Source organism: Actinomycetospora chiangmaiensis DSM 45062 (assembly GCF_000379625.1).
Classification (GTDB): Bacteria; Actinomycetota; Actinomycetes; order Mycobacteriales; family Pseudonocardiaceae; genus Actinomycetospora; species Actinomycetospora chiangmaiensis.
On the sequence record NZ_KB903247.1, the window covers coordinates 45311 to 67891 of the forward strand.

At 73.0% G+C, this 22581-nt stretch carries 24 protein-coding genes and 2 tRNA genes; 14 read left to right on the forward strand and 12 right to left on the reverse strand.

Going from position 1 to position 22581, the window contains the following annotated elements:
- Window positions 1-11: 11 nt before the first annotated feature.
- Window positions 12-1163 carry an FAD-dependent oxidoreductase gene (locus A3CO_RS0127020; RefSeq protein ID WP_018335387.1) on the reverse strand — a complete coding sequence of 384 codons (1152 nt, stop codon included), beginning with the start codon at window positions 1161-1163 and terminating at the stop codon, window positions 12-14.
- A gap of 167 nt (window positions 1164-1330) precedes the next feature.
- Between A3CO_RS0127020 and A3CO_RS0127025 the strand changes: the two genes are divergently transcribed.
- Complete coding sequence (locus tag A3CO_RS0127025) at window positions 1331-2224, forward strand: LysR family transcriptional regulator (RefSeq protein WP_018335388.1); 894 nt, start codon at window positions 1331-1333, stop codon at window positions 2222-2224.
- Window position 2225: 1 nt separating this feature from the next.
- On the opposite strand, the gene A3CO_RS0127030 is transcribed toward A3CO_RS0127025, so the two are convergent.
- Window positions 2226-2900, reverse strand: coding sequence for an SDR family NAD(P)-dependent oxidoreductase (locus A3CO_RS0127030; protein WP_018335389.1), 675 nt, complete (start codon window positions 2898-2900; stop codon window positions 2226-2228).
- Between the two features lie 72 nt (window positions 2901-2972).
- Between A3CO_RS0127030 and A3CO_RS0127035 the strand changes: the two genes are divergently transcribed.
- From A3CO_RS0127035 to A3CO_RS0127050, 4 genes are all read left to right on the forward strand, one after another.
- Window positions 2973-4139, forward strand: coding sequence for a cytochrome P450 (locus tag A3CO_RS0127035; protein WP_018335390.1), 1167 nt, complete (start codon window positions 2973-2975; stop codon window positions 4137-4139).
- Between the two features lie 42 nt (window positions 4140-4181).
- The gene (locus tag A3CO_RS0127040) at window positions 4182-4376 is read left to right on the forward strand and encodes a ferredoxin (protein ID WP_018335391.1); all 195 of its coding nucleotides are present in this window, start codon (window positions 4182-4184) and stop codon (window positions 4374-4376) included.
- A 95-nt stretch (window positions 4377-4471) separates the two neighbouring features.
- On the forward strand, window positions 4472-5128 hold the full coding sequence (locus tag A3CO_RS34570; protein WP_018335392.1) for a TetR/AcrR family transcriptional regulator: 657 nt from the start codon (window positions 4472-4474) through the stop codon (window positions 5126-5128).
- The gene (locus tag A3CO_RS0127050) at window positions 5125-6549 is read left to right on the forward strand and encodes a uracil-xanthine permease family protein (RefSeq protein ID WP_018335393.1); all 1425 of its coding nucleotides are present in this window, start codon (window positions 5125-5127) and stop codon (window positions 6547-6549) included. Before A3CO_RS34570 ends, A3CO_RS0127050 begins: the two co-directional genes overlap by 4 nt.
- Here A3CO_RS0127050 and A3CO_RS39215 read toward each other — a convergent pair.
- Window positions 6464-7108: a TetR/AcrR family transcriptional regulator gene (locus A3CO_RS39215; RefSeq protein ID WP_018335394.1), complete on the reverse strand. Its 645-nt coding sequence runs from the start codon at window positions 7106-7108 to the stop codon at window positions 6464-6466. The genes A3CO_RS0127050 and A3CO_RS39215 overlap by 86 nt on opposite strands.
- A gap of 89 nt (window positions 7109-7197) precedes the next feature.
- Here A3CO_RS39215 and A3CO_RS0127060 point away from each other — a divergent pair, with 89 nt between their 5' ends.
- Window positions 7198-7515, forward strand: a complete 318-nt coding sequence (locus tag A3CO_RS0127060; protein ID WP_018335395.1) for an ArsR/SmtB family transcription factor — start codon at window positions 7198-7200, stop codon at window positions 7513-7515.
- On the forward strand, window positions 7512-7988 hold the full coding sequence (locus A3CO_RS0127065) for an SRPBCC family protein (protein WP_018335396.1): 477 nt from the start codon (window positions 7512-7514) through the stop codon (window positions 7986-7988). The genes A3CO_RS0127060 and A3CO_RS0127065 overlap by 4 nt, the downstream gene beginning before the upstream one ends.
- Before the next feature lie 124 nt (window positions 7989-8112).
- Here the strand turns inward: A3CO_RS0127065 and A3CO_RS0127070 are convergent, their stop codons facing one another.
- Together A3CO_RS0127070 and A3CO_RS0127075 are read right to left on the reverse strand one after the other, a co-directional pair.
- Entirely contained in the window at window positions 8113-8316 is a 204-nt protein-coding gene (locus A3CO_RS0127070; RefSeq protein ID WP_018335397.1) for a cold-shock protein, read from the reverse strand.
- 216 nt (window positions 8317-8532) lie between these two features.
- Window positions 8533-8606, reverse strand: a tRNA-Gly gene (locus tag A3CO_RS0127075).
- 629 nt (window positions 8607-9235) lie between these two features.
- Here A3CO_RS0127075 and A3CO_RS0127085 point away from each other — a divergent pair.
- Window positions 9236-9309 (forward strand) — tRNA-Pro (locus A3CO_RS0127085).
- 56 nt (window positions 9310-9365) lie between these two features.
- On the opposite strand, the gene A3CO_RS0127090 is transcribed toward A3CO_RS0127085, so the two are convergent.
- Window positions 9366-9833, reverse strand: a complete 468-nt coding sequence (locus tag A3CO_RS0127090; RefSeq protein ID WP_018335398.1) for a DUF7144 family membrane protein — start codon at window positions 9831-9833, stop codon at window positions 9366-9368.
- Between the two features lie 139 nt (window positions 9834-9972).
- On the opposite strand from A3CO_RS0127090, the gene A3CO_RS36395 reads away from it, so the two are divergent.
- Window positions 9973-10587 carry a methyltransferase family protein gene (locus A3CO_RS36395; protein ID WP_018335399.1) on the forward strand — a complete coding sequence of 205 codons (615 nt, stop codon included), beginning with the start codon at window positions 9973-9975 and terminating at the stop codon, window positions 10585-10587.
- On the opposite strand, the gene A3CO_RS0127100 is transcribed toward A3CO_RS36395, so the two are convergent.
- Together A3CO_RS0127100 and A3CO_RS34580 are read right to left on the reverse strand one after the other, a co-directional pair.
- Window positions 10562-11185, reverse strand: coding sequence for a DinB family protein (locus tag A3CO_RS0127100; RefSeq protein WP_018335400.1), 624 nt, complete (start codon window positions 11183-11185; stop codon window positions 10562-10564). The two genes, A3CO_RS36395 and A3CO_RS0127100, sit on opposite strands and share 26 nt — an antisense overlap.
- Before the next feature lie 10 nt (window positions 11186-11195).
- The gene (locus tag A3CO_RS34580; protein ID WP_157647873.1) at window positions 11196-11900 is read right to left on the reverse strand and encodes a maleylpyruvate isomerase family mycothiol-dependent enzyme; all 705 of its coding nucleotides are present in this window, start codon (window positions 11898-11900) and stop codon (window positions 11196-11198) included.
- A gap of 114 nt (window positions 11901-12014) precedes the next feature.
- Between A3CO_RS34580 and A3CO_RS39220 the strand changes: the two genes are divergently transcribed.
- Window positions 12015-12803 carry a hypothetical protein gene (locus A3CO_RS39220; RefSeq protein WP_026205056.1) on the forward strand — a complete coding sequence of 263 codons (789 nt, stop codon included), beginning with the start codon at window positions 12015-12017 and terminating at the stop codon, window positions 12801-12803.
- Between the two features lie 78 nt (window positions 12804-12881).
- On the opposite strand, the gene A3CO_RS0127115 is transcribed toward A3CO_RS39220, so the two are convergent.
- Both A3CO_RS0127115 and A3CO_RS0127120 read right to left on the reverse strand, forming a co-directional pair.
- Window positions 12882-14975 carry an NAD(+) synthase gene (locus tag A3CO_RS0127115; RefSeq protein ID WP_018335402.1) on the reverse strand — a complete coding sequence of 698 codons (2094 nt, stop codon included), beginning with the start codon at window positions 14973-14975 and terminating at the stop codon, window positions 12882-12884.
- A gap of 52 nt (window positions 14976-15027) precedes the next feature.
- Complete coding sequence (locus tag A3CO_RS0127120; RefSeq protein WP_018335403.1) at window positions 15028-15945, reverse strand: aldo/keto reductase; 918 nt, start codon at window positions 15943-15945, stop codon at window positions 15028-15030.
- Window positions 15946-16141: 196 nt separating this feature from the next.
- On the opposite strand from A3CO_RS0127120, the gene tig reads away from it, so the two are divergent.
- From tig to clpX, 4 genes are all read left to right on the forward strand, one after another.
- Entirely contained in the window at window positions 16142-17632 is a 1491-nt protein-coding gene (gene tig / locus A3CO_RS0127125; protein ID WP_018335404.1) for a trigger factor, read from the forward strand.
- A 166-nt stretch (window positions 17633-17798) separates the two neighbouring features.
- Window positions 17799-18404 (forward strand): ATP-dependent Clp protease proteolytic subunit, encoded by a 606-nt coding sequence (locus A3CO_RS0127130; protein ID WP_018335405.1) that lies wholly within the window; start codon window positions 17799-17801, stop codon window positions 18402-18404.
- Between the two features lie 11 nt (window positions 18405-18415).
- Complete coding sequence (locus A3CO_RS0127135) at window positions 18416-19069, forward strand: ATP-dependent Clp protease proteolytic subunit (protein ID WP_018335406.1); 654 nt, start codon at window positions 18416-18418, stop codon at window positions 19067-19069.
- A 201-nt stretch (window positions 19070-19270) separates the two neighbouring features.
- Window positions 19271-20557, forward strand: coding sequence for an ATP-dependent Clp protease ATP-binding subunit ClpX (gene clpX / locus A3CO_RS0127140; protein WP_018335407.1), 1287 nt, complete (start codon window positions 19271-19273; stop codon window positions 20555-20557).
- 147 nt (window positions 20558-20704) lie between these two features.
- Here the strand turns inward: clpX and A3CO_RS34585 are convergent, their stop codons facing one another.
- A complete protein-coding gene (locus A3CO_RS34585) occupies window positions 20705-21655 on the reverse strand; it encodes an alpha/beta hydrolase (protein ID WP_018335408.1) in 951 nt (316 codons plus the stop codon).
- Window positions 21656-21717: 62 nt separating this feature from the next.
- On the reverse strand, window positions 21718-22560 hold the full coding sequence (fdhD, locus tag A3CO_RS0127150) for a formate dehydrogenase accessory sulfurtransferase FdhD (protein ID WP_026205059.1): 843 nt from the start codon (window positions 22558-22560) through the stop codon (window positions 21718-21720).
- Window positions 22561-22581 lie beyond the last annotated feature (21 nt).

Below are 22581 nucleotides of genomic sequence, written 5' to 3' on the forward strand. Positions count from 1 at the left end.
GTGACCCCGGCCTAGAAGCCGAAGCGGCGCTCGAAGTCGGCGTCGAGCAGGGCGGGCCGGTCGAGGCTGAAGGTGTCGACGGGGAACCGGGACCGACCCGCCGTCGCGAACTCGGCGAGGACGCGACCCAGCAGCGAGGCGTAGGCGCCCCCGTGGCCCGTGCCCACCGCCACGTGGACGGCCGGTGCCTCCGGCACCGTGTCGACCACGAGGTGGCGGTCCGGGGCGATCGTGGTGGCGCAGGTGGTGCTCGACAGCTCGGGGCCGCCGAACCCGGGCAGGTGCTCCTCGAGGAACTCCTCGCGGCGCTTGCGCAGCAGCGCGTCGGCCTCGAACGACGGCTCGCCGTCGAGCTCCTGGTCCAGCGTCGTCGCGACCGCACCGTGCACCGGGAACCCGACGAGGTCCTCGGCGCCGTGCCAGCGCACCACGGGGAACGGGCCGGGGGAGTGGTCGAGCAGGTTCGCCGTGGCGTACCTCGTCACCTGCTCGTGGCGGGTGACGAGCGGGAGGGGACGGCCGACGTCGGCGAGCAGGCCCGCGGCGACGGCGTCCGCCGTGACCACGACCTGATCGGCGCGGTGGACCGCGTCGTCGGTGACGACCTCGACGTGGTCGCGCCGCGGCCGCACCGCCCGGACCGGGGTGTCCTCCCGGACCTCGGCGCCCCGGCCGCGGGCGAGCGCCCGGTGCACGGCGGCGGCCCGGCCCGCGTCGACGACGCCGGCGCCGCGCTGGTGCAGCGCGCGCTCCCCGCCGGTCACCCGGATCTGGGGCCAGCGGGCGTGCAGGGCGCGCGCGTCGAGCTCCTCGACCGGCGTGCCGTGGCGGGCGGCGACGGCGCGGTAGCCGTCGAGCACGGCCTCCCCGCCCCGCCCGGCCTCCGCGACCACGAGTTCGCCGGTCGGGGCGACGAGCGTCTGACCCGAGACCCGTTCCACGTCCCGCCACGTCTCGAGCGCCCCCGGCGCGAGGGCCGCGTGCACGTCGAGCGGCTGGGTGGGCGAGAGCACGAGGGTGCGGTCCGGGCGGGTGCCGGCGCGACCGGCCTCGAGGCCGAGCACGGCGCCGGACCGACCCCCCGCGGCGCGAGCCGCCCAGTACAGCGCGGCGCTCCCCGGCCCGCCGCAGCCGACGACGATCACGCGGTACTCGGAGCTCATACGGGGCTCCCGGGGTCGGGTGCAACGGCTGCCCTCCACCCTGCAAGCCGAGACCGGGACGTGGTGGCGCGGCCTGATCGGCAACGCCACTGCTCTGAGAAGGCGTGACTTATGGATCGCGCGCGCCGCCGTCCGGTGTCCGCCGGAGGTCGGGCACCATCGAGCGCATGGACCTCGAGCTCCGGCAGCTGCGGGCCTTCCTCGCGGTGGCCTCGGAGCTGCACTTCAGCCGGGCGGCGCGGCGGCTGCACGTCAGCCAGCCCGCGCTCTCCCAGCAGATCCGGGCGCTGGAGAAGAGCCTCGGCACGGCGCTGTTCGACCGCTCCAGCCGCGCGACCGAGCTCACCGCCGCCGGGCGGGTGCTCTTCGAGGCGGCGCCGCGGGTGCTCTACGAGGCGGAACGGGCGCAGTCGCTCGTGACCCAGGCGGCCCGCGGCGCCGTGGGACTGCTGACGGTGGGGTCGGTGGGGACGGCGCTCGCCTCCATCGCGCCGCGCATCCTGCGGCTGGTGCGCGCCGAGTTCCCGGACCTGCAGCTCGAGGTGAGCCAGCACGACACGTCCGCGCAGCTCGTCGCGCTCGCCGACGGCCGGATCGACGTGGGGCTCGTGCGCGCCGCGCAGCCGACCGAGGCCGTGGCGGTGGAGCACCTCGTGTCCGAGCCGCTGCTGTGCGCCGTGCCCTCGGACCACCAGCTCGCCGACGGCCCCACCGTCGACCCGCGCGCCCTCGCCGACGAGGCGTTCGTGCTGTGGCCCCGCCCCCTGGGCCGCGCCTTCTTCGACATCATCGTCAGCTACTGCCTCGGCCACGGGTTCAGCCCGCGCATCGTCGCCGAGGGCGCCGACATCGAGACCCAGCTCGGTCTCGTCGCGGCGGGGCTCGGGGTGTCGTTGCAGCCGTCCTACTACGCGAACCTGCGCCCGCCGGGCGTCGTCTTCCTGCCCCTCGACGGCGACGTCCCGCAGGTCGCCCTGCAGGTCGCCTACCGTCGCAGCGACCGGTCCCCGGCCGTGGCCCACTTCGTCGCGGCCGCCAAGGCGTGCGCCGAGCCGGGCTGAGTCACCAGGGGACGGTGCGGCCGTCCGCCAGGAACGAGCCGCTCGGGTGGACGGTCGGGCGGAGCACGGTCGCGACGATGCCGGCCGCGCCGTCGGCGACCGGCCGGCCACCGCGCCCGCCCATGTCGGTCGCGGTCCAGCCGGGGGAGACCGACTGCACGACGACGGGTGCGAGCGCGTCCGCGAACACCCGCGTCGTCGCGTTGAGCGCGGCCTTGGACACCGAGTAGGCCGGCGAGTGCGCCCGCATCCGGGCCAGCGACCCCAGCTCGCTCGTCACGTTCACGACGACGGGTTCGGTCCCGTCGCGCAGCAGCGGCGCGGCCGCCTGGATCATCCGCCAGACCGCGAGCACGTTGGTGCGCCACGCCTCGTCGACGACCGCGAGGTCCTCGTTGAGCGGGTCGGCCCCCGGGTCGTAGTGGACCGCGGCGTTGTTCACCAGCGCGTCGAGCCGCCCGAGGTGCTCGTCGATCCAGGCGATCGCGGCGTCGACCGAGGCCTGGTCGGTGACGTCGAGGCCGACCGAGCGGATCCCGAGCCCGGCGGCGACGCGCTCGCCGTCGGCGGGGTCGCGGGTGCCGGCGACGACGGTGCAGCCGGCGGCGGCGAGCTGGCGGGCGATCTCGGGGCCGAGGCCCCGGGACGCGCCGGTGACGAGGACGGTGCGGCTCATGCGGCGGGGTGCCCGCCCCGTGGGCACGTGTATCTGACAGCTGGCTACCGTTTCCGGTGCTACCGTCGGTGGATGACCGGCGCGATCGCCCTCCCCCTCCACATGCAACGCGACCGGTACGACCCGCCGTCGCGCATGGCCGAGCTCCGGGAGCGTCCGGGCCTGGAGCCCGTCACCACGCCGCTCGGTCTCCGCGCCTGGTTGGCGACGCGCTACGAGGACGTGCGCGAGATCCTCGGGGACGCGCAGCGCTTCTCCAGCGCCGGGCTGCCGGGCCTGCCGGGAGCGGACCCCGACGAGCGGGCCGGCAACCTCCTCGCGCTGGACCCGCCCGACCACACGCGGCTGCGGCGCCTGCTCACCGGCGAGTTCACGGTGCGCCGCATCCGTCGGCTGCAGCCCCGCATCGAGCAGATCGTCACCGAGCACCTCGACGCCATGGAGCAGGCCGGCCCGCCCGCCGACCTCGTCGAGCGCTTCGCCCTGCCGATCCCGAGCCTCGTCATCTGCGAGCTCCTCGGAGTGCCCTACGCCGACCGCGGCGACTTCCACCGGCGCGCCGCGATCCAGCTCGACCTCACCCGGCCGCTGTCGGAGCGGGGGGCCGTGGCGGCGGAGTCCCGTGCGTACATGGGCACGCTCGTCGACCGCGCCACGGCCGACCCGGGCGACGACATGCTCGGGATGCTCGTCCGCGAGCACGGCGCGGACCTCGGCCGGGCCGAGCTGATCGGGGTCGCCTCGCTGCTGCTCATCGCGGGCCACGAGACCACCGCCAACATGCTGGCGCTCGGCACGCTCGCCCTGCTGGAGAACCCCGGACAGGCCGCGGCCGTCCGGGAGGACCCGGCCGTGACCGCCCCCGCCGTCGAGGAGCTCATGCGGTTCCTGTCCGTCGTGCACTCCGGGATGCCGCGCCAGGTGACCCGGGACACCGAGGTGGCGGGGACCACGCTGCGCGCGGGGGAGTTCGTCGTCGTCTCGCTGCCCGCCGCCGACCGCGACCGGGCGCTCGTCGAGGACCCGGACCGGCTCGACGTCGGGCGGGCGGCGTCCCCGCACGTGGCCTTCGGGCACGGCGTGCACCACTGCCTGGGCGCCCCCCTCGCGCGCATGGAGATGGCCATCGCGTTCCCGGCCCTGCTGCGCCGCTTCCCGGCGCTGGCCGTCGCCGGGGAGCCGGAGTTCCGGTCGGCCGCCGTGGTCTACGGGCTGCGGCACCTGCCGGTCTCCTGGTGAGATCAGCCGTCCTGTCGCCCACCACCGGAGGGGAACCACCTGATGAGGATCCGAGCCGACCGCGACGTCTGCATCGGGGCGGGCAACTGCGTGCTCGCCGCCGAGAACGTCTTCGACCAGGACGACGACGCGATCGTCGTCGTGCTGCAGGAGACCCCCGACGGGGCCGACGCCGAGGCCGCCCGCAACGCCGTCGGCTCGTGCCCGTCGGGTGCGCTGTCGATCGAGGAGACGTAGCGCAGCGGAGCCCGACCGTCGGCGAGGAGTGAGACGAGGGGGCGGTCGTGCGTGACACGTCCGGATCGCCCCGTCGCGCTGCTAGCGTCCCGCCCGTGACCGACCTGTCCTCCCGACCGTTGCGCGCGGACGCCGCCCGCAACCACCGCGCCATCGTGGCGGCGGCGCGGGAGGCGTTCGAGGAGGTCGGCCCCGACGTGCCCCTCGAGGAGGTCGCGCGACGGGCCGGGGTCGGTCCCTCCACGCTCTACCGGCGCTTCGGCGGCCGGGACGAGCTCGTCACCGCGGTGTTCTCGGAGTACTTCGTCGAGCACGTCGAGCCGCTGTTCGCCCGGCTGGAGGCCGAGGCCGACACCGGCCGCGCGGTGGCCGACGTCGTCGAGGGGATCGCCCGCGCGTTCGTGCACCAGCGCGGCATCCTGCGCGCCGCGAAGGACGCGGGCGCCTTCACCCCCGAGCTCGTGCTGCGCTTCATCGGGCCGCTGCACGACCTCGTCGAGCGGGCCCGCGAGCAGGGCACCGTGCGCTCCGATCTCGAGGCCCGCGACCTCCCCGCGACCGCGCACATGCTCGCCTCGGTCGCCGCCCCGTTCGGGTGCGACGTCGACGAGGTCGCCTGGTGCCGGTACCTCGCCGTCCTGCTCGACGGGCTCGCCGCGCGGGCCGAGCACACCCCGCTGCCCGCCCTCGCCCCACCGCCGCGCGCCGAGGTCGCCGAGCGGCTCGGACGATCCGACAGGAGCCCCGAGTGACGCGCACCCTGCGCTGGACGGTCCACGGCGACGGCCGTGCTCCCGGCCCGGGGGAGGTGGTGCGGCCCGACGAGCGGATGAGCTGGGGCCGCACCGTCGGCCTCGGCCTGCAGCACGTCCTCGCGATGTTCGGGGCCACGTTCGTCTTCCCCGTCCTCATGGGCCTGGACCCCAACCTCGCGATCCTGCTCTCCGGGCTCGCGACGATGCTCTTCCTGCTCATGACGCGTGGCCGCGTCCCGAGCTACCTCGGCACCAGCGCGTCGTTCGTCGGTGTGGTCGCCGCGGTGCGCGCGGACGGCGGCACGAGCGCCGAGGTCACGGGCGCCATCGCGGTCACCGGGGTGGTCCTCGCCCTGGTCGGGCTCGCGGTGCACCTCGGGGGCGCCCGCGTGATCTCGGCCATCCTGCCGCCCGCCGTCACCGGCGCGGTGGTGCTGCTGATCGGCTTCAACCTCGCCCCCGTCGTCGCGGGGACGTACTGGCCGCAGGACCAGGGCGTGGCCCTGGTGACCATGCTCGTCGTCATGGTGGTGGCGGTGGCCGCCCGCGGGATGCTCGGGCGGCTCGCCGTGCTGGTCGGCCTCGTCGTCGGCTACCTGCTCTCGGTGATCCTCGACGCGGTGCTGGGCCCGATCACCGCGCCGGACGCGTCCGGGACGGTCTCCACCCACCTGCGGCTGGACTTCTCGAAGGTGGCCGACGCGCCCTGGATCGGGCTGCCGCTCGGGACGCCCGAGGCGCCCGGGCTCCACCTCCCGGCGTTCAGCGCGTCGGCGATCCTCGTCGTGGTGCCGGTGGTGGTCGCGCTGATCGCGGAGAACACCGGGCACGTCAAGGCCGTCGCGTCGATGACCCGCGACGACGACGAGGCGAGCGGAGCGACGGGGGATCATCTCGACCCCTACCTCGGCCGGGCCCTCGCCGCGGACGGGATCGCGACCGCCGTCGCCGGCGGGGTCGGCGGGTCACCCACCACCACGTACGCCGAGAACATCGGGGTCATGGCCGCGACCCGCGTGTACTCCACGGCGGCCTACTGGGTCGCGGCGGTGGTCGCGGTGCTCATCGGGTTCTGCCCGAAGTTCGGGGCGGTCGTCGCGGCCACGCCGGGCGGGGTGCTCGGCGGGATCACGGTGGTGCTCTACGGGATGATCGGCCTGCTCGGGGCCCGTATCTGGGTGGAGAACCGGGTCGACTTCTCGCGGCCGGAGGTGCTCGTGCCGCTGGCCGCGGGCATCGTCATCGGGGTCGGTGACGTGACGATGAAGTTCTCCGGCGGACAGTTCGGCGGGATCGCGTTCGGCACCGTCGTGGCGATCGCCGGCTACCACCTCATGCGTCGGCTGACCCCGGAGCGCCCGGACCCGATGCCGGCGGAGACGGAGGAGTCGCCTCCAGACCCGCCAGCAACGCGGTGAGGACGCGCCCGAACAGGTCGTCGGGCACGGACTCCGGGACGAGCCGCCGGAACTGCACCAACCCGCGGGCGAGTGCCGACGCGACGGTCCCGACCTCGGCGTCGGTGAGCGCGAACGTCGTCCCGCGTCGGGTGCGCTCGCGGGCCACCAGGTCCGTGATGACCTCGTGCACCCGCCGGTGGTGGGCCGCGAGCTCCGCGCCGAACGCGGGGGAGCGCAGGCCGTAGAGCCAGGCCTCGGCGCCGAGCTCGGCGAGATGGTCGGAGTCGGCCTCGGCGAGCAGCTGGCGGTTCAACGCAGGCACCGCGGCCTCGAAGCCGTCGGCGAGCTCGGCCTCCGCGCGCGCGAACTCGGCGGCCGTGCGCCGCTCCATGAGCGCGACGAACAGCTTCTCCTTGCTGGTGAAGTGCGCGTAGACGGATCCGACGGAGGTCCCGGCGGTGCGGGCGATCTCCTCGACCGACGCGGCGCCGTAGCCGCGTTCGGCGAACACCGTCGCCGCCGCGTCCAGGAGGTTCTCGTGGGTGCGCGCCTTCGCGGCGGCCCGACTGCCGGACATGGGCGACAGTGTGCCGGGTTGACGCCCTGCACTGCGCGGTCCTACCGTCGTACTCAACCGCAAGGTTGAATACATCGATCGGAGCGACGGTGGACGACGAGCTCTCCCGGGCGTTCGCGGCCCTCGCCGACCCGATCCGGCGCGACATCGTCGCCCGCCTCACCGCGGACGACATGACCGTCACCGAGCTCGCGTCGCACCACGACGTGAGCTTCCAGGCCGTCTCCAAGCACCTGCGGGTGCTCGAGGCGGCCGGCCTGATCAGCCGCCGCCGGGACGGCCAGCAGCGCTGGGCGCACCTCGAGGTCGACGTGTTCGACCTGCTCACCGGCTGGATCGACACCTACCGCCGCCGTGCCGAGCTGCGTCACCAGCGGCTCGACGACCTCCTGAGGAGAGAGCCGTGACCACTACCCTGCAGACCACCATCGAGGCCGACCCCACCGTGCCGGCCATCCGTATCACCCGGGAGTTCGACGCCCCGGTCGCCGCGGTGTTCCGCGCGCACGTCGACCCGCGACTCGTCGTGCAGTGGCTCGGTCCACGACGGCTGACCATGACGGTGCAGCGCTGGGACGCGCAGACCGGTGGGGGCTACGCCTACACCCACGTCGGCGAGGACGGGACTGAGCACCACTTCTTCGGGTCGTTCCACGAGGTCCGGCCCGACGCGCGGATCGTGCAGACGTTCGCCTACGTCCCCGTCGCCGATCAGGTGGCGCTGGAGACGGTCACCTTCACCGAGCTCGCCGGGGGCCGCTGCCGCCTCGAGGGGTTCTCGGTGTGCGGCTCGTTCGAGGCGCGCGACGCCGTGCTGGGCTCCGGGATGGAGGAGGGCGTCGTGCAGAGCTACGAGCGTCTCGACGAGGTGCTGTCCTGACGGCGGGGGCAGGCCCCGGAGACGACGAAGGGGCTGTGAGCCCATGGGTATGAGGCATGGGTCCACAGCCCCGGCGGGTCGGGCGGCGACGCCTGACGGCGGCGCCCGACCGGGTCGGTGCGGGCTAGAGCGCCTGCACCTGGTCCGCCTGCGGGCCCTTCGCGCCCTGGCTGGACTCGAAGCTCACACGCTGGTTCTCGTCGAGCGAGCGGAAGCCGCCGCCGGTGATCGCCGAGTAGTGGACGAAGACGTCCTTGCCACCGTCGTCAGGCGCGATGAAGCCGAAGCCCTTCTCCGCGTTGAACCACTTGACCGTTCCTTCAGCCACGAATCCTCTTTCAGGGTCGAGCTCCTCGTGGACACTCTGTCCACGAGCATTGCCCGACTCCCGGGGCACGGACGAAGGAGAGGTTCCTCCAGCAGCGCTGACCGGGGCCGTTGTCACATCATCCACGGCACCGCGCACGGCGAGGAGAACGAGACTGCAACGGTGACGACGCTACAGCAGTCCGCCGGACGCGTCCCGAGGGGTCGGTCGAGGCGGTGGAGCGGGCGACGGGAATCGAACCCGCGTAGCCAGTTTGGAAGACTGGGGCTCTACCATTGAGCTACGCCCGCGGCGGTCCGGAACCCCGGACCGTGACCACCGTAGCCGATCCCCGACCGGCGCCACGCTGCCGGGCGTTCCCGCAGAGACGTTGCTCCGTCCAGGTGGTTGCCCCCGCGGGTGAATCTCGCGCTACTGGATCGTTCAGTCGACGCTCTGTCACGGTTTAGCACTTGGCCGACCGTGGTGTGAACGGGTACACAGACGCGGTCGACGGACGCGATGGGGGCGGCACACGTTGTTGATGTGTGACGCTCACCTGGTACTTCACGGTAGGTCCGACGATGCGGGGAGCATGGCCCTCGTAGGCCGATGAGAGCGAATCGGAAAGGACCGCAGCATGAACACGGAGCGCGACACCAGGGTCATCGACATGGACGAGGACCACATCGTCCGCGGGCTCGACTGACCCGAGCAGGACCCGAGCACGACGACGGGTGCGGACGACGCTGTCCGCACGGCCCGTCAGCACGACGAATCTCCGGCCGGAGCGGCGACCGCCGCCCGGCCGTCGAGGATCCGGTGGCCCTGCACGCCCGGCCCACCGACCGCCCACCGACGCCCCGGGGCGACCCCCCGGAGTCGGCGTCGTCGAACGGGCGCGAGCACCACGAGGTGGGCGCCCTACACTCGTGACAGACGGGGTGTAGCGCAGCTTGGTAGCGCACTCGCTTTGGGAGCGAGGGGCCGTGGGTTCGAATCCCGCCACCCCGACCGGTACTCGACCAGCACGGACGCTGCTCGCGGCGTGATGATGGCGGCCGAGGCCCTCAGGAGACCCGCGTGATGCGGTCGTTCCAGGTCATCGCCAGCGCGCTGATGATCACGAGGTCGAGGATGATGACCATGATCGACCACACCGGGTAGGCCGGGAGCCACGCCAGCTGCACGAGCATGTTGAGGGCGACCAGCCCGATGCCGACCCCTCGGGCCCAGTTCGGCGCGGCACCGAGCAGGGAGAGCCCGGTGACGAGGGTGAGCGCACCGACGGCCAGGTGCAGCCACGCCCACGCGGACAGGTCGACGGCGAGGACGGTCCCGCTCACGGTGACGAAGTAGGTCGGGGAGAACAGGGCGATGAAGCCCTCGATCACGCCGAAGGCCCCGACCACCGCCATCACCACGCCCGCGAAGCGGACCCAGCCCGTGCCCGGCTCGCTGTAGGCCACGGAGCGGTCGGTACGGACCCCGCTCGCGGTGCCCTCGGTCCTCCCGGACCGTGCCTGTTGTTCGGTCATCGTCGCCTCCGCGCGAGGTCGTGGTCTCCGGAACGGGTGCGGAGCGTGTGACGGTGTCGCGGCCGGCGGCAGGGCCGAACGTCCCGGCCGCCCGGTGGTCGGTGGCTGTCACCCGCCCGTCGCTCCTAGGCTGCGACCCGTGCGCCGGACCGTCGCCGACATCCTGTGGGCCGTGCTCGGCGTCGGTGGCGCCTTCGGTGCGATGGCGGCGATGGAGCGGCTCCGGCCGGCGGTGACGGCGGACGACGTCGGGGCGCCGGAGAACCAGGTCGGCATCGGGGAGCTGACCCGGGCGTACTTCCTCTCCGCCGGCGCGATCGTCGCGAGCCCGCTGCTCGCGGACGACGTCCGCCTGCCCCGGTGGTGCGGTCCGGCCGGGCTCCTCGTGCAGGTCGGCGGCGTCGGACTGCGGGTGTGGGCCATGCGCACCCTGCGGGGCCACTACGCCCGCGCCCTGCGGGTCGTCCCCGATCAGCCCGTCGTCCGCGCCGGCCCGTACCGCCACGTCCGGCACCCCGGCTACGCGGGCATGCTGCTGCTCTGGCTCGGCGGCGCGACGAGTGCCCGCAATGCGCTCGCCCCGGCGCTGACCCTCGCCGCCGTCGGGACGGCCTACCGGCTCCGCATGGACGCCGAGGACGCCCTGCTGCGCCGCGACCTCCCCGGGTACGGGGCCTACGCGACGGTGACCCCGCGGCTGCTCCCGAGGTGGCTTCGTCTCGTGAGTACTAATCCGTGCCCTGACGCGGATTAGTGCTCACGGGCGCGGAGCGCACCTCCGCGGCCCGGCGGGCGTTGCGCTCGAGCCGCGCCACGTGGCCCTGCCGCGCGGCCGCGACGAGATTGCCGAGGTTGTCGTGGTCCCGGCGCAGCCCCGCCGCGCCGTCGACGAGTTCACGCACGATGTCGGCGTGGCCGCCGTGGCGGTTGGTCTCGGCGATCACGTGGACGAGGATCTGGTGCAGCGACACCGTGGCCCGGTCCTCCGGCCAGTGCGGGACGCGCCCGACGGTGTCGAGGTCCAGCGCTTCGATCGTCGCGTCGCCGTGGACCGCCGCGCGGGCGTAGAGGCCCAGTACGTCCCCACGGGACTCGTGGGCGGGCACCCAGAGGTCCGCCTCCGGCTCCGGGTGGGCCTCGAACCAGCCGACGGTCTCGACGAAGGGCCGGTCGAACACCTCGCCGAGGTAGCCGGACTCGACGATCGCGAGGTGCTTGACCAGCCCGAGGAGGTTGGTGCCGGTGGGGGTCAGCGGACGTCGGACGTCGTACTCACCCAGCCCCTCGAGCTTCCAGACGACGGCGTCGCGGGCCTGGGTGAGGTAGCGGTGCAGCGTCGCCTTCGGATCCACAGGCGATGGTCTACTCCACCAGGTCGGTGTCGCGCAGGGATCCGAAGCCCGAGATCACCGGCTCGTACTGCTCGGCGGCCAGCGGGTCGCTCCACGCCCACGAGCGCACCTGCGCGGCGGACCGCAGGCCGGTCAGCGCGCGCTGGAACTCGAACTCCTCGACGGCGACCCGGACGGCGGCCTCGCCGTCGCCGAACGTGCGCTGCCACGCCCCGGCGTCCACGTGCAGCGCCGGGAGTCCGTGCTCGCGCACCCGCCCGTCGAAGCCGTCGGCGAACACGTCGAGCGTGATCCGGTTGCCCGGCTGGTCCTTCGCGCCGGGCTGCCCGATCGCGCCCCGGAAGTCCTGCTCGTGGACCGACGCATCGACCACCATGCCGCCCTGCAGCGCCTCCGGGGCCTGCGCGAAGAGCTCGTCGGCGTGCTCACGGTGTCCGTCCCACTCGGCGAGCACCTCGGCCAGCGAGGCGTCGGCGCGCTGCCGGACGTGGGTGTCGGTCCAGCGGTCGGAGAAGTCGTCGTCGACGTCGCCGTTCCACGCGTCGGTGTCGACACCCGTCATGTGGGCGAGCAGGTCCTTGGCCGTCCAGTCCGGGCAGGCCGGCACCGTCGCCGCGGCCTGGGCGTCGGTGAGGGTCCGCGCGAGGCCCGCGACCCGTTCCTGGGTGTCCAGCCAGATCGCCTGGTGATCGGTCATGCGGCCGGGTAGCCGCATGGTCAACTCCGCATGCCGGGCCCCGCCCGGAGAGTGACCGGGTCCATGAGGCATCGTCGCGGCCACGGCACGTACCCGTGCCGCCACCGGCGAGAAGGGGAGCAGGGACCCGCGATGACCGAGGGACGCACGAGCGTCGGCCAGCCGGACGCGGAGGTCGAGCACACCTCGACGACGCCGGAGACCACGCCCGAGCACACGGACGCGGAGGGCTCCGACGTCGAGCACGCCGGCTCTGGGCCTGCCGATTCCGAGCACGGCGAGCACGGCGAGCACGGCGAGCACGGCGAGCACGCCGAGCACGCCGAGCACGCCGGCGCGGGGGAGGCGACCACGCCCGCCGTCGGGACCTCCGGGGAGCCGCAGCCGGGCGACACCGTCGCGGCCGCGTCGCTGCCCGGGGAGCAGGACGGGGCCGAGGGCCGACACGGCGCTCCCGAGGACGAGAACTCCTGGGCCGACGCCGAGGACAAGGCCTACAAGCAGGAGCTGCGCAAGGGCCTCGCCCTCGGGATCGCGGGCGGGCTCGTGCTGGGGGCGATCGTCGCGCTGCTGCTCGGCGCCTTCGTCTACCCGGGCTATCTCGGTGGTCCCGGCAGCCCCGACGACACGGCGAACCAGGTGGTCACCGCGCTGGCGGCGAAGGACGCGGCCGGTCTCCAGCAGGTCTCCTGCAAGGGGCCCGACGGCAACTCCGTCTCCCCGCTGTCCCCGCAGGTGCTCCAGCTCATCGCCTCGGTGAAGCCGTCCGGGCCGACGACGACGGTGATCGACACCGAGGCGCGCACCCCGGTCGACCTCACGCTCACCTACCAGGGCCAGACCCAGACGCTGCCCTCGGAGATCGTGCTGGGCCAGTCGCAGGGCTCGTGGTGCCTGAAGGGCCTCGCTCAGCGTCAGTAGCCGCACCCGGGGTTGACGGTGTGCGCCGCACCGGCGCACACCGTCCCCGGGTCGGACACCGCCGGCCCGACGTCCCGGTCAGTGCGGCCATGCCTCCGGGACCTCGCGAGCGATCTCGTCGCACCAGATGCGGGCCGAGGAGTCCGAGGGCGCGCGCCAGTCGCCGCGAGGCGAGAGCGAGCCGCCCGCCGAGACCTTCGGGCCGTTCGGGACCGCGGACCGCTTGAACTGGGCGAACTGGAAGAAGCGCTGCACGAAGACCTCGAGCCAGTGCCGGATCTCCGGGAGATCGTAGGCGACCCGGTCGTCCTCGGGGAACCCGGTGGGCCAGGCGCCCGCCTCGGCGTCGTGCCAGGCGTGCCAGGCGAGGAACGCGACCTTCGAGGGCCGCGACCCGTGGCGCAGGATCTGGAAGAGCGTGAAGTCCTGCAGGTTGTAGGGCCCGATCTGCTGCTCGCTCGACTGCACGGGGGCGTCCTCCGTGGCGGGCACGAGCTCGGGCGTGATCTCGGTGTCCAGCACCGACTGCAGGACCTCGCCCACCTCCTCGTCGAACTGGCCCGAGGAGATGACCCACCGGATGAGGTGCTGCATCAACGTCTTCGGGACGCCGCCGTTGACGTTGTAGTGCGACATCTGGTCGCCGACCCCGTAGGTCGACCACCCCAGCGCGATCTCGGAGAGGTCCCCGGTGCCCAGCACGATCCCGCCGCGCTGGTTGGCCGCGCGGAACAGGTAGTCGGTGCGCAGGCCCGCCTGGACGTTCTCGAAGGTCACGTCGTAGACCGGTTCCCCCTGCGAGAAGGGGTGGTCGAGGTTCTTCAACATCAGCCGGGCGGTCTCGGTGATGTCGATCTCGGCGAACGTGACGCCGAGGGCCTCGCACAGCCGCTGCGCGTTGCCCTTCGTCCGCTCGCCGGTGGCGAACCCGGGCAGCGTGAAGGCGAGGACGTCGCTGCGGGGACGCCCCGCCCGGTCCAGCGCGCGGGCGGCGACGATGAGGGCGTGGGTGGAGTCGAGGCCGCCGGACACGCCGATGACGATCTTCGGCTGGCCGATCGCGCGGAGGCGCTGCTCGAGGCCGGACACCTGGATCGAGTAGGCCTCGTAGCAGTCCTGCTCGAGGCGCGACGGGTCGGCGGGCACGAACGGGAAGCGCTCCACCTCGCGGCGCAGCCCGAGGTCGCCGTCCGCGGGGTCGAGCGTGAACTCGACGGTGCGCCAGCCCGCCAGCCGGTCGGCGTGGGCCCGGCGGTTGTCGTCGAACGTGCCCGCGCGCAGCCGCTCCGCACGCAGCAGGTCGAGGTCGATGTCGGCGACCGCGTGCTGCTGGCCCTGCGGGAAACGCTGCGTCTCGGCGAGCAGCCGGCCGAACTCGTGGATCGAGGTCTGGCCGTCCCAGGCCAGGTCGGTGGTCGACTCGCCCTCGCCGGCCGCGGCGTAGACGTAGGCGGCCGCGCAGCGGGACGACGCAGACCGGGCCAGGAGCTGCCGGTCGTCCGCGCGGCCCACGGTGATCGGGCTGCCGCTGAGGTTCGCGAGGACGGTGGCCCCGGCGAGCGCGGCCTCGGCACTGGGTGGGACCGGGACGAACATGTCCTCGCAGATCTCCGCGTGCAGCACGAACCCCGGGACGTCGGTGGCCGCGAACAGGAGGTCCGGGCCGAACGGGACGTCGGCACCGAGCAGCCGGATCGTGCCGTGCTGGTCGTCGCCCGCGGCGGCCTGCCGACGCTCGTAGAACTCGCGGTAGGTCGGCAGGTACGACTTGGGCGCCACCCCGAGCACGCGGCCCCGGTGGATCACGACCGCGCAGTTGTACATGCGGTGGCGGTGGCGCAGCGGGGCGCCGACGACGAGCACCGGGGTGAGGGCCGCGGTCTCCTCGACGACCGTGCCGAGCGCCGACTCCACGGCGTCGAGCAGCGTGTCCTGCAGCAGGAGGTCCTCGACGGAGTAGCCCGAGAGCGTGAGCTCGGGGTAGACGACCAGCGCCGCCCCGTCGTCGTGACACGTCCGGGCCATCTCCACCACCGCGGACGCGTTGGCGGGCGGGTCGGCCAGCGACGTCCGCAGCGTGGCGGCCGCGACGCGGGCGAACCCGTGGCGGTAGGCGTTCCTGAAGTCGTACGAGCCGATGCCGGGCAACGCGGGTCCCTCCCCGGTGATCACTGGACGACCGGAGTGTGCCCGACAGGTCCGACGACGACGCCGGAACTTCTCCTCAGACCCACGCCATCGCGCGCCGTGCGGTCCAGTACTCCGCCGCGGGCCGGGCCAGGGTGCCCAGCGTCGCGAGGTCGTCGTCGGTGAGGTGCACCGGGGCGAGGTTGGAGCGCAGCTGCGCCGGGTCCGCCGCCCCCGAGAGCACGACGTCGACGAAGGGCTGCGCGGCGATCGCGGCCAGCGCCACCGCGTCCGGGCCCACCCCGTGGTCCGCGGCGACCCGGGCCAGCGGAGCGGGCGGGTCGACGACGAGGCGGCCGTTCGCCACGCCCTCCTTCACCAGGACGAGTGCCCCCGCGTCGTGCGCCTCGGCGAGCGCCGGGCCGACGGAGGTCTCGAGCAGGTTCCACGTCGACTGGACCGCGGTGAACAGCGCCGACCCGCCGACCTCGAGGGCCAGCCCGCGCCGGACCGCGTCGGCCTGGTCGGCGCCCGACGTCGAGAAGCCGAGCCGGACCCCGTCGTCGCGCAGCCCGGCGAGCGCCCGCAGCAGGCCGTCGTCGTCGAACAGCGGCGAGTCCGTGGTGAGCGAGTGCACCTGGTAGAGGTCGGGCACGCCGAGCGTCGCCCGCGTCTCGGCCCACTGCGACTCGAAGTGCGCGAGGGAGTGCTCCTTGACCTCGTGGACGTCGGCGTCCGGGTCCCAGTCCGCGGTGTAGCGGTAGCCCCACTTGCTCGAGATCGACGCGTCCCGACGACGGGTCGGGTCGGCCGCGAGCCACCCCGCGAGGAACTCCTCGGCCCGCCCGTAGGACCGCGCGGCGTCGAAGCGGCGGACCCCGGCCTCCCACGCGGCGTCGAGCGTGGCGTGGGCGAGGGCGCGCAGCTCGTCGACGGAGCGGTGCACGCCGTCCCGGCCCACGTTGACGTAGGTCGGCCGCCCGAGTGCGGCGAGACCCAGGCCGATCGCGGTCATGTCCGCACCCTATCGGGCCCGTCGTGGGCGGACGGTGGCATCGGCGCTGGTCAGGGCCGCCACGGCGCGATGTCGGGGGGCACGTCTAGACTCGCGGCCAACGCCCGGGCGGGTGTCGACGTCGAGGCCCGTACGGGTCACCGTCGTACACCCCCGGGTCGCGATCTCAGAAGTCCCGCCCGGAGGAGAACGAGCTGTGAAGTCCACCGTCGAGCACCTGTCGCCGACGCGCGTCCGTCTCGCCGTCGAGGTGCCGTTCGACGAGCTCAAGCCGACCTTCGACCAGGCGTACAAGAAGATCGCCCAGCAGGTCCGCGTCCCCGGCTTCCGCCCGGGGAAGGCTCCCGCCCGCATCCTCGACCAGCGGCTCGGGCGCGGTGTCGTGCTCGAGGAGGTCGTGAACACGGCCGTCCCGCAGAAGTACGGCGAGGCCGTCGGCGAGGCCGAGCTGAACCCGCTGGGGCAGCCGGAGATCGAGGTCACCTCGATCGACGACGGCGACAAGATCGCCTTCACGGCCGAGGTCGACGTCCGCCCCGAGATCACGCTGCCGGACTTCTCGTCCATCTCGGTGTCGGTCGACGCCGCCGAGGTGACCGACGAGGACGTGGACGACCAGCTGAAGGGCCTCCAGGCGCGCTTCGGCACGCTCACCGGCGTGCAGCGGCCGGCCGCGCAGGACGACTTCGTGGTCATCGACCTCGCGGCCACCGTGAACGGTGAGGCCGTCGAGGAGGCGCAGACCAGCGGCATGAGCCACCAGGTCGGCTCCGGCCAGCTCATCGAGGGTCTCGACGAGGCCCTCGAGGGCATGTCGGCCGGCGACACCAAGACCTTCACCACGAAGCTCGTCGCGGGCGACCACGCCGGCGAGGAGGCCGAGGTCACCGTCACGGTGTCGCAGGTCAAGGAGCGTCAGCTCCCCGAGGCCGACGACGAGTTCGCCCAGCTCGCGAGCGAGTTCGACACGCTCGACGAGCTCAAGGCCGACCTGCGCGAGCGGCACGGTCGCGTCAAGAAGATGGAGCAGGCCGGCCAGGCCCGGGACAAGGTGCTCGAGGCGCTCCTCGAGGCCGCCGACATCCCCGCGCCGGAGGGCGTCGTCTCCTCCGAGGTCGAGGTCCGCGCCCACGAGGCGGTCCACGAGTTCGACCACGACGAGGACAAGCTCACCGCCTACGTCGAGTCGCAGGGACAGACCCGCGAGGAGTTCGACGCCGAGCTGCGCACCGCGGCCGAGCAGGCCGTGAGGACCCAGCTGCTGCTCGACGAGGTCGCCGAGAAGGGCGAGATCCAGGTCGACCAGCAGGAGCTGATGGAGCGCATCTTCATGCAGGCCCAGCGCTTCGGCATCAGCCCCGAGCAGTACATCCAGCAGGCCCAGGAGGCCAACCAGCTCGGCGCCATCTTCGCGGACGTGCGCCGCGGCAAGGCGCTGGCCTCCGTGGTGCAGGCCGCCACCGTCCTCGGCCCCGACGGCGAGCCGGTCGATCTCTCGGAGCTCTTCGGCACTGCGACGCCCGAGGACGGCGAGGAGGCGGCCGACGCCGCCGAGGTGGCGGACGAGACCGCCACCGTCGCGTCGGGGTCCGACCAGGACGAGGACGCGGTCGTCGAGGCCGGAGACGGAGCGGAGCGGAGCTCGACCGTCGAGTCGGCCGACACGGGCGCGCCCGCGTCGAGCTGACCCCCGCCGTCACGGGTCCGTGTGCCGTCAGCGAACACGGGCCCGCGACGGACGTTCGAGCCTCTCTCGATCGTTAGTGTCGGTGGCAGCGCTGCGTCAAGTACCCCAAACCCAAGGAAAGCAGGGACAGGTGAGCCAGCACCCCTCCGACCCAGCCGGGGCGGTCATGCGTTCCGCCGGCGGGTCGATGACGCTCAACGACTCGGTCTACGAGCGCCTTCTCCGGGAGCGCATCGTCGTTCTCGGCCAGGAGGTCAACGACGCGATCGCGAACCAGATCTCCGCGCAGCTCCTCCTGCTGTCCGCGGAGGACCCCAAGTCCGACATCCGCCTGTACATCAACTCGCCGGGCGGCTCGGTGTCCGCGGGCATGGCGATCTACGACACCATGCAGTGGATCGAGCCCGACGTGTCCACCGTGGCGATGGGGCTCGCTGCGTCCATGGGGCAGTTCCTGCTCTCGGCCGGAGCCCCCGGGAAGCGCTTCGCGCTCCCGCACGCGCAGATCATGATGCACCAGCCGTCGGGTGGTCTCGGCGGCACGGAAACCGACATCACGATCCGCGCGGAGTCGCTGCGCAAGCTCAAGCGCCAGCTCGCCGAGCTGATCGCCGAGCACACCGGGCAGAGCTTCGACCAGATCACGGCCGACTCCGACCGCGACCGCTGGTTCGACCCGTACGAGGCCCTCGAGTACGGCTTCATCGACCACGTCGTGACCCGGGCGAGCGACGCGAGCTCGAACGGCAACGGCAACGGCACCAGCGCCTGAGGAGACGCACGATGAGTGAGCTTCACGTTCCGGGTGGGCGTGCCTCGGCGTCGCCGGAGGCCCGGTACATCCTGCCGTCGTTCGTCGAGCGGACGAGCTACGGCGTCAAGGAGTCCAACCCCTACAACAAGCTCTTCGAGGAACGCATCATCTTCCTCGGGGTGCAGATCGACGACGCGTCCGCGAACGACGTCATGGCGCAGTTGCTGTTCCTGGAGTCCAACGACCCGGACCGCGACATCACCATGTACATCAACTCGCCGGGCGGGTCCTTCACGGCGCTCATGGCGATCTACGACACCATGCAGTACGTCCGGCCCGACATCGCCACGGTCTGCCTCGGGCAGGCCGCGTCGGCCGCCGCGGTCGTGCTTGCCGCCGGTGCCCCGGGCAAGCGCCTGGCCGTGCCGAACGCGCGCGTGATGATCCACCAGCCGGCCACCGAGGGCTTCTACGGGCAGGCCTCCGACCTGGAGATCCAGGCCAACGAGATCACCCGCATGCGCCGGCTGCTCGAGACCACCCTCGCGAACCACACCAACCGCACGCCGGACCAGGTTCGCGCGGACATCGAGCGCGACAAGATCCTGACGGCCGACGAGGCCAAGGACTACGGGATCATCGACGACGTCGTCGCGAGCCGGAAGCTCTCGGCGAACCGGTAGCGCTCGGCGGTGGGCGGTTCCCGATCGGGGCCGTCCACCGCGTCGCCCGGCCGGGACGGCGCGTCGCCGCTCGTCCCGGGCACTCGACCAGCAGGATCGCCGCACCCCGAAGCCTCCCGCCGTGGCGGAGTGGACGGGTACGGTCAATCACGACAGCGCGCACCGTCCGGGTGCGCCGGATGGGACACGGGGTCTGCTGCGATGGCACGCATCGGTGACGGCGGGGACCTGCTGAAGTGCTCGTTCTGCGGGAAGAGCCAGAAGCAGGTCAAGAAGCTCATCGCCGGTCCCGGCGTGTACATCTGCGACGAGTGCATCGATCTCTGCAACGAGATCATCGAGGAGGAGCTCGCCGAGGCCGGTGAGGTCAAGCTCGACGAGCTCCCGAAGCCGACCGAGATCCACGAGTTCCTCGACCAGTACGTCATCGGTCAGGACGACACGAAGAAGACGCTCTCGGTCGCCGTCTACAACCACTACAAGCGGGTGCAGGCGGGGGAGAAGAACCGCGAGAACTCGCGCAGCGACGACACCGTCGAGCTGGCGAAGTCGAACATCCTCATGCTCGGCCCCACGGGCTGCGGCAAGACCTATCTCGCGCAGACGCTCGCGAAGCTGCTCAACGTGCCCTTCGCGATCGCCGACGCCACGGCCCTCACCGAGGCCGGTTACGTCGGCGAGGACGTCGAGAACATCCTGCTGAAGCTGATCCAGGCCGCGGACTACGACGTCAAGCGTGCCGAGACCGGCATCATCTACATCGACGAGGTCGACAAGATCGCGCGGAAGTCGGAGAACCCGTCGATCACGCGCGACGTCTCCGGCGAGGGCGTCCAGCAGGCGCTCCTGAAGATCCTCGAGGGCACGACGGCGAGTGTGCCCCCGCAGGGCGGGCGCAAGCACCCGCACCAGGAGTTCATCCAGATCGACACGACGAACGTGCTGTTCATCGTGGCCGGGGCGTTCGCGGGCCTCGAGAAGATCATCGCCGAGCGGGTCGGCCGCGGCGGACTCGGCTTCGGCGCCGACATCCGGTCGAAGGCCGAGATGGAGTCCGCCGAGTCGTTCGCCGACACGATGCCCGAGGACCTCATCAAGTTCGGGCTCATCCCCGAGTTCATCGGCCGCGTGCCGGTGATGGCCTCGGTGTCGAACCTCGACCAGCCCAGCCTCGTCCAGATCCTCACCGAGCCTCGGAACGCGCTGGTGAAGCAGTACCGGAAACTGTTCGAGATGGACGGGGTCGAGCTCGAGTTCACCCCCGAGGCCCTCGAGGCGATCGCCGACCAGGCCATCCTGCGCGGCACCGGTGCGCGTGGTCTGCGGGCGATCATGGAAGAGGTCCTCAACCCGGTCATGTACGACATCCCGAGCCGTGACGACGTGGCCAAGGTCGTCGTCACCGAGCAGACGGTGAAGGAGAACGTCAACCCGACGATCGTCCCCCGTCAGCCCGCCCGCCGGGAGCGCCGCGACAAGTCGGCCTGATCCACCCGCACGTCCGGGCCGTTCGTCACCGTCACCGGTGACGGGCGGCCCGCCCGTCGTTCCGGGCCCGCCTCCGCTGGGTGTATGTCAGGCAGGTCCGGCGGCCCGGGAGCCTGCGTCACCTCACCCTCGCGGTGAGGGCACCGCCTACAGGTGCGGGAAGGCCGTCGTCGCCGGGGCGGGGCCGACCGGGAGCGTGGTCGGCGCGACGTGCTGGCCCAGGAACGCGAACACCTCGGGCAGGATCGTCCCGTAGTACGACCCGGTGTGGGCCCCGGGGCTGATCCGCGAGTACTGCGGCCGCGCGAGGGCGATGTAGCGGCGGACGGCGTCGACGAAGGAGTCGCGGTCCCCGCACCACATCCCGGTGGGGGTGCCGGCGAGCTCCGGGTAGAAGCGCAGCGGGTCGTTGGCCTGCCAGTCGGCGATCCCCGCGAACGGGCGCTTGGCGGCGACGGCCCAGTCGGTGAACAGGCCCGGCGACATGGCGGCCACGGCCTTCACCGGCGTCCCGCGCTGCGCGCGCGCCCGGGCGTACATGAGGGCGCCGGCCCCGCCCATGGAGACGCCCGAGGACAGCACGGGCGCGCCCCCGGTCTCCCGCGCCATCCCGCGCGCCACCAGCCAGCCGGGCAGCTCCTCGAGCAGCATCCGCATGGGGTTGTCGCCGGGGCGGAAGGGGTGCCAGTAGTTGTCCCCGCCGTCGAGGGCGGCGACGGCGAACGGCGGGACGCCGGAGGCCCACGCGAGCCCGAGGGCCCGACGCATGCCCGGGTCGCCCCACCAGAGGGCGTTGGCGTAGAGGCCGTGCAGGCCGACCGCGACGGGGAGGGGTCGGCGATCCACGCCGGCGGGGGAGGTGATGACGAGCCGGACCGAGCGGCCCCGGGCGACCGAGCTCACCCACTCGACCGTCGAGACCGCGTCGGGGACGCGGGCGGGGCGTGGCGGGGCCGGCACGCGCTGCGGGATCGGCGCGGGCGTCTCGACGGCCGACGCCAGGCTCGTCGCACCCGCGGCCAGCGCTCCGGCGCCGAGCACGGCCCCGCCACCGAGGAGGAGCCGTCGACGGCTCACCCGGCGTTCCTGCCCCGCCACGTCGCGTCCTCCAACCAGGTTTCGACACCGTCCGATCGGGTATCGGCCGACGCCGGAGGACGTTACCGCGCCGCCGCCTCGATCCCGGTCACCCGCGATGCTCCGGCGTAGATGTTCATCGACCGGCCACGCAGGAAGCCGACCAGGGTCATGCCCGCGTCCTCGGCCATCTCGGCGGCGAGCGACGACGGCGCCGACACCGCCGCCAGCGCGGGGATGCCGGCCATCACGGCCTTCTGGGTCAGCTCGAACGACGCCCGCCCCGAGACCATCAGCACGGTACCGGCGGCCGGGATGCCGCCCGAGAGCAGGGCGTGCCCGATCACCTTGTCGACCGCGTTGTGCCGACCCACGTCCTCGCGGACCGCGAGGAGCGTGCCGTCCGCGCGGAAGAGGCCCGCGCCGTGCAGCCCCCCGGTCGAGTCGAAGACCTTCTGCGCGGCACGCAGGGCGTCGGGCAGGCCGAAGAGGACCTCGGCCGGGATCGTCACGGGGTCGGCGGCGGGGGAGAAGGCGGTGCGGGTGCGCACCGCGTCGAGGGAGGCCTTGCCGCAGACCCCGCAGCTCGACGTGGTGTAGAAGCGGCGCTCGACCGAGTCGTCCGGCGGGGCGACGCCGGGGGCGAGGGCGAGGTCGAGCACGTTGTAGGTGTTGCGGCCGGTGTCGTCGACCGAGTCGCAGTAGCGCGCCGTCGCGATGTCGTCCGCCGTGGTGATGACGCCCTCGGTCAGCAGGAAGCCGTGCGCGAGCTCCACGTCGTGCCCCGGCGTGCGCATCGTCACCGCCAGCGGCTTCCCCTCGATCCGCAGCTCCAGCGGCTCCTCGGCGGCGAGCGCGTCCGGACGGCGGGCCACGCCACTCTCCCGGACGCGCACCACGGGTCGACGGACCGTCACCCTGCCCACACCGACCACCCCTTCCGTCCC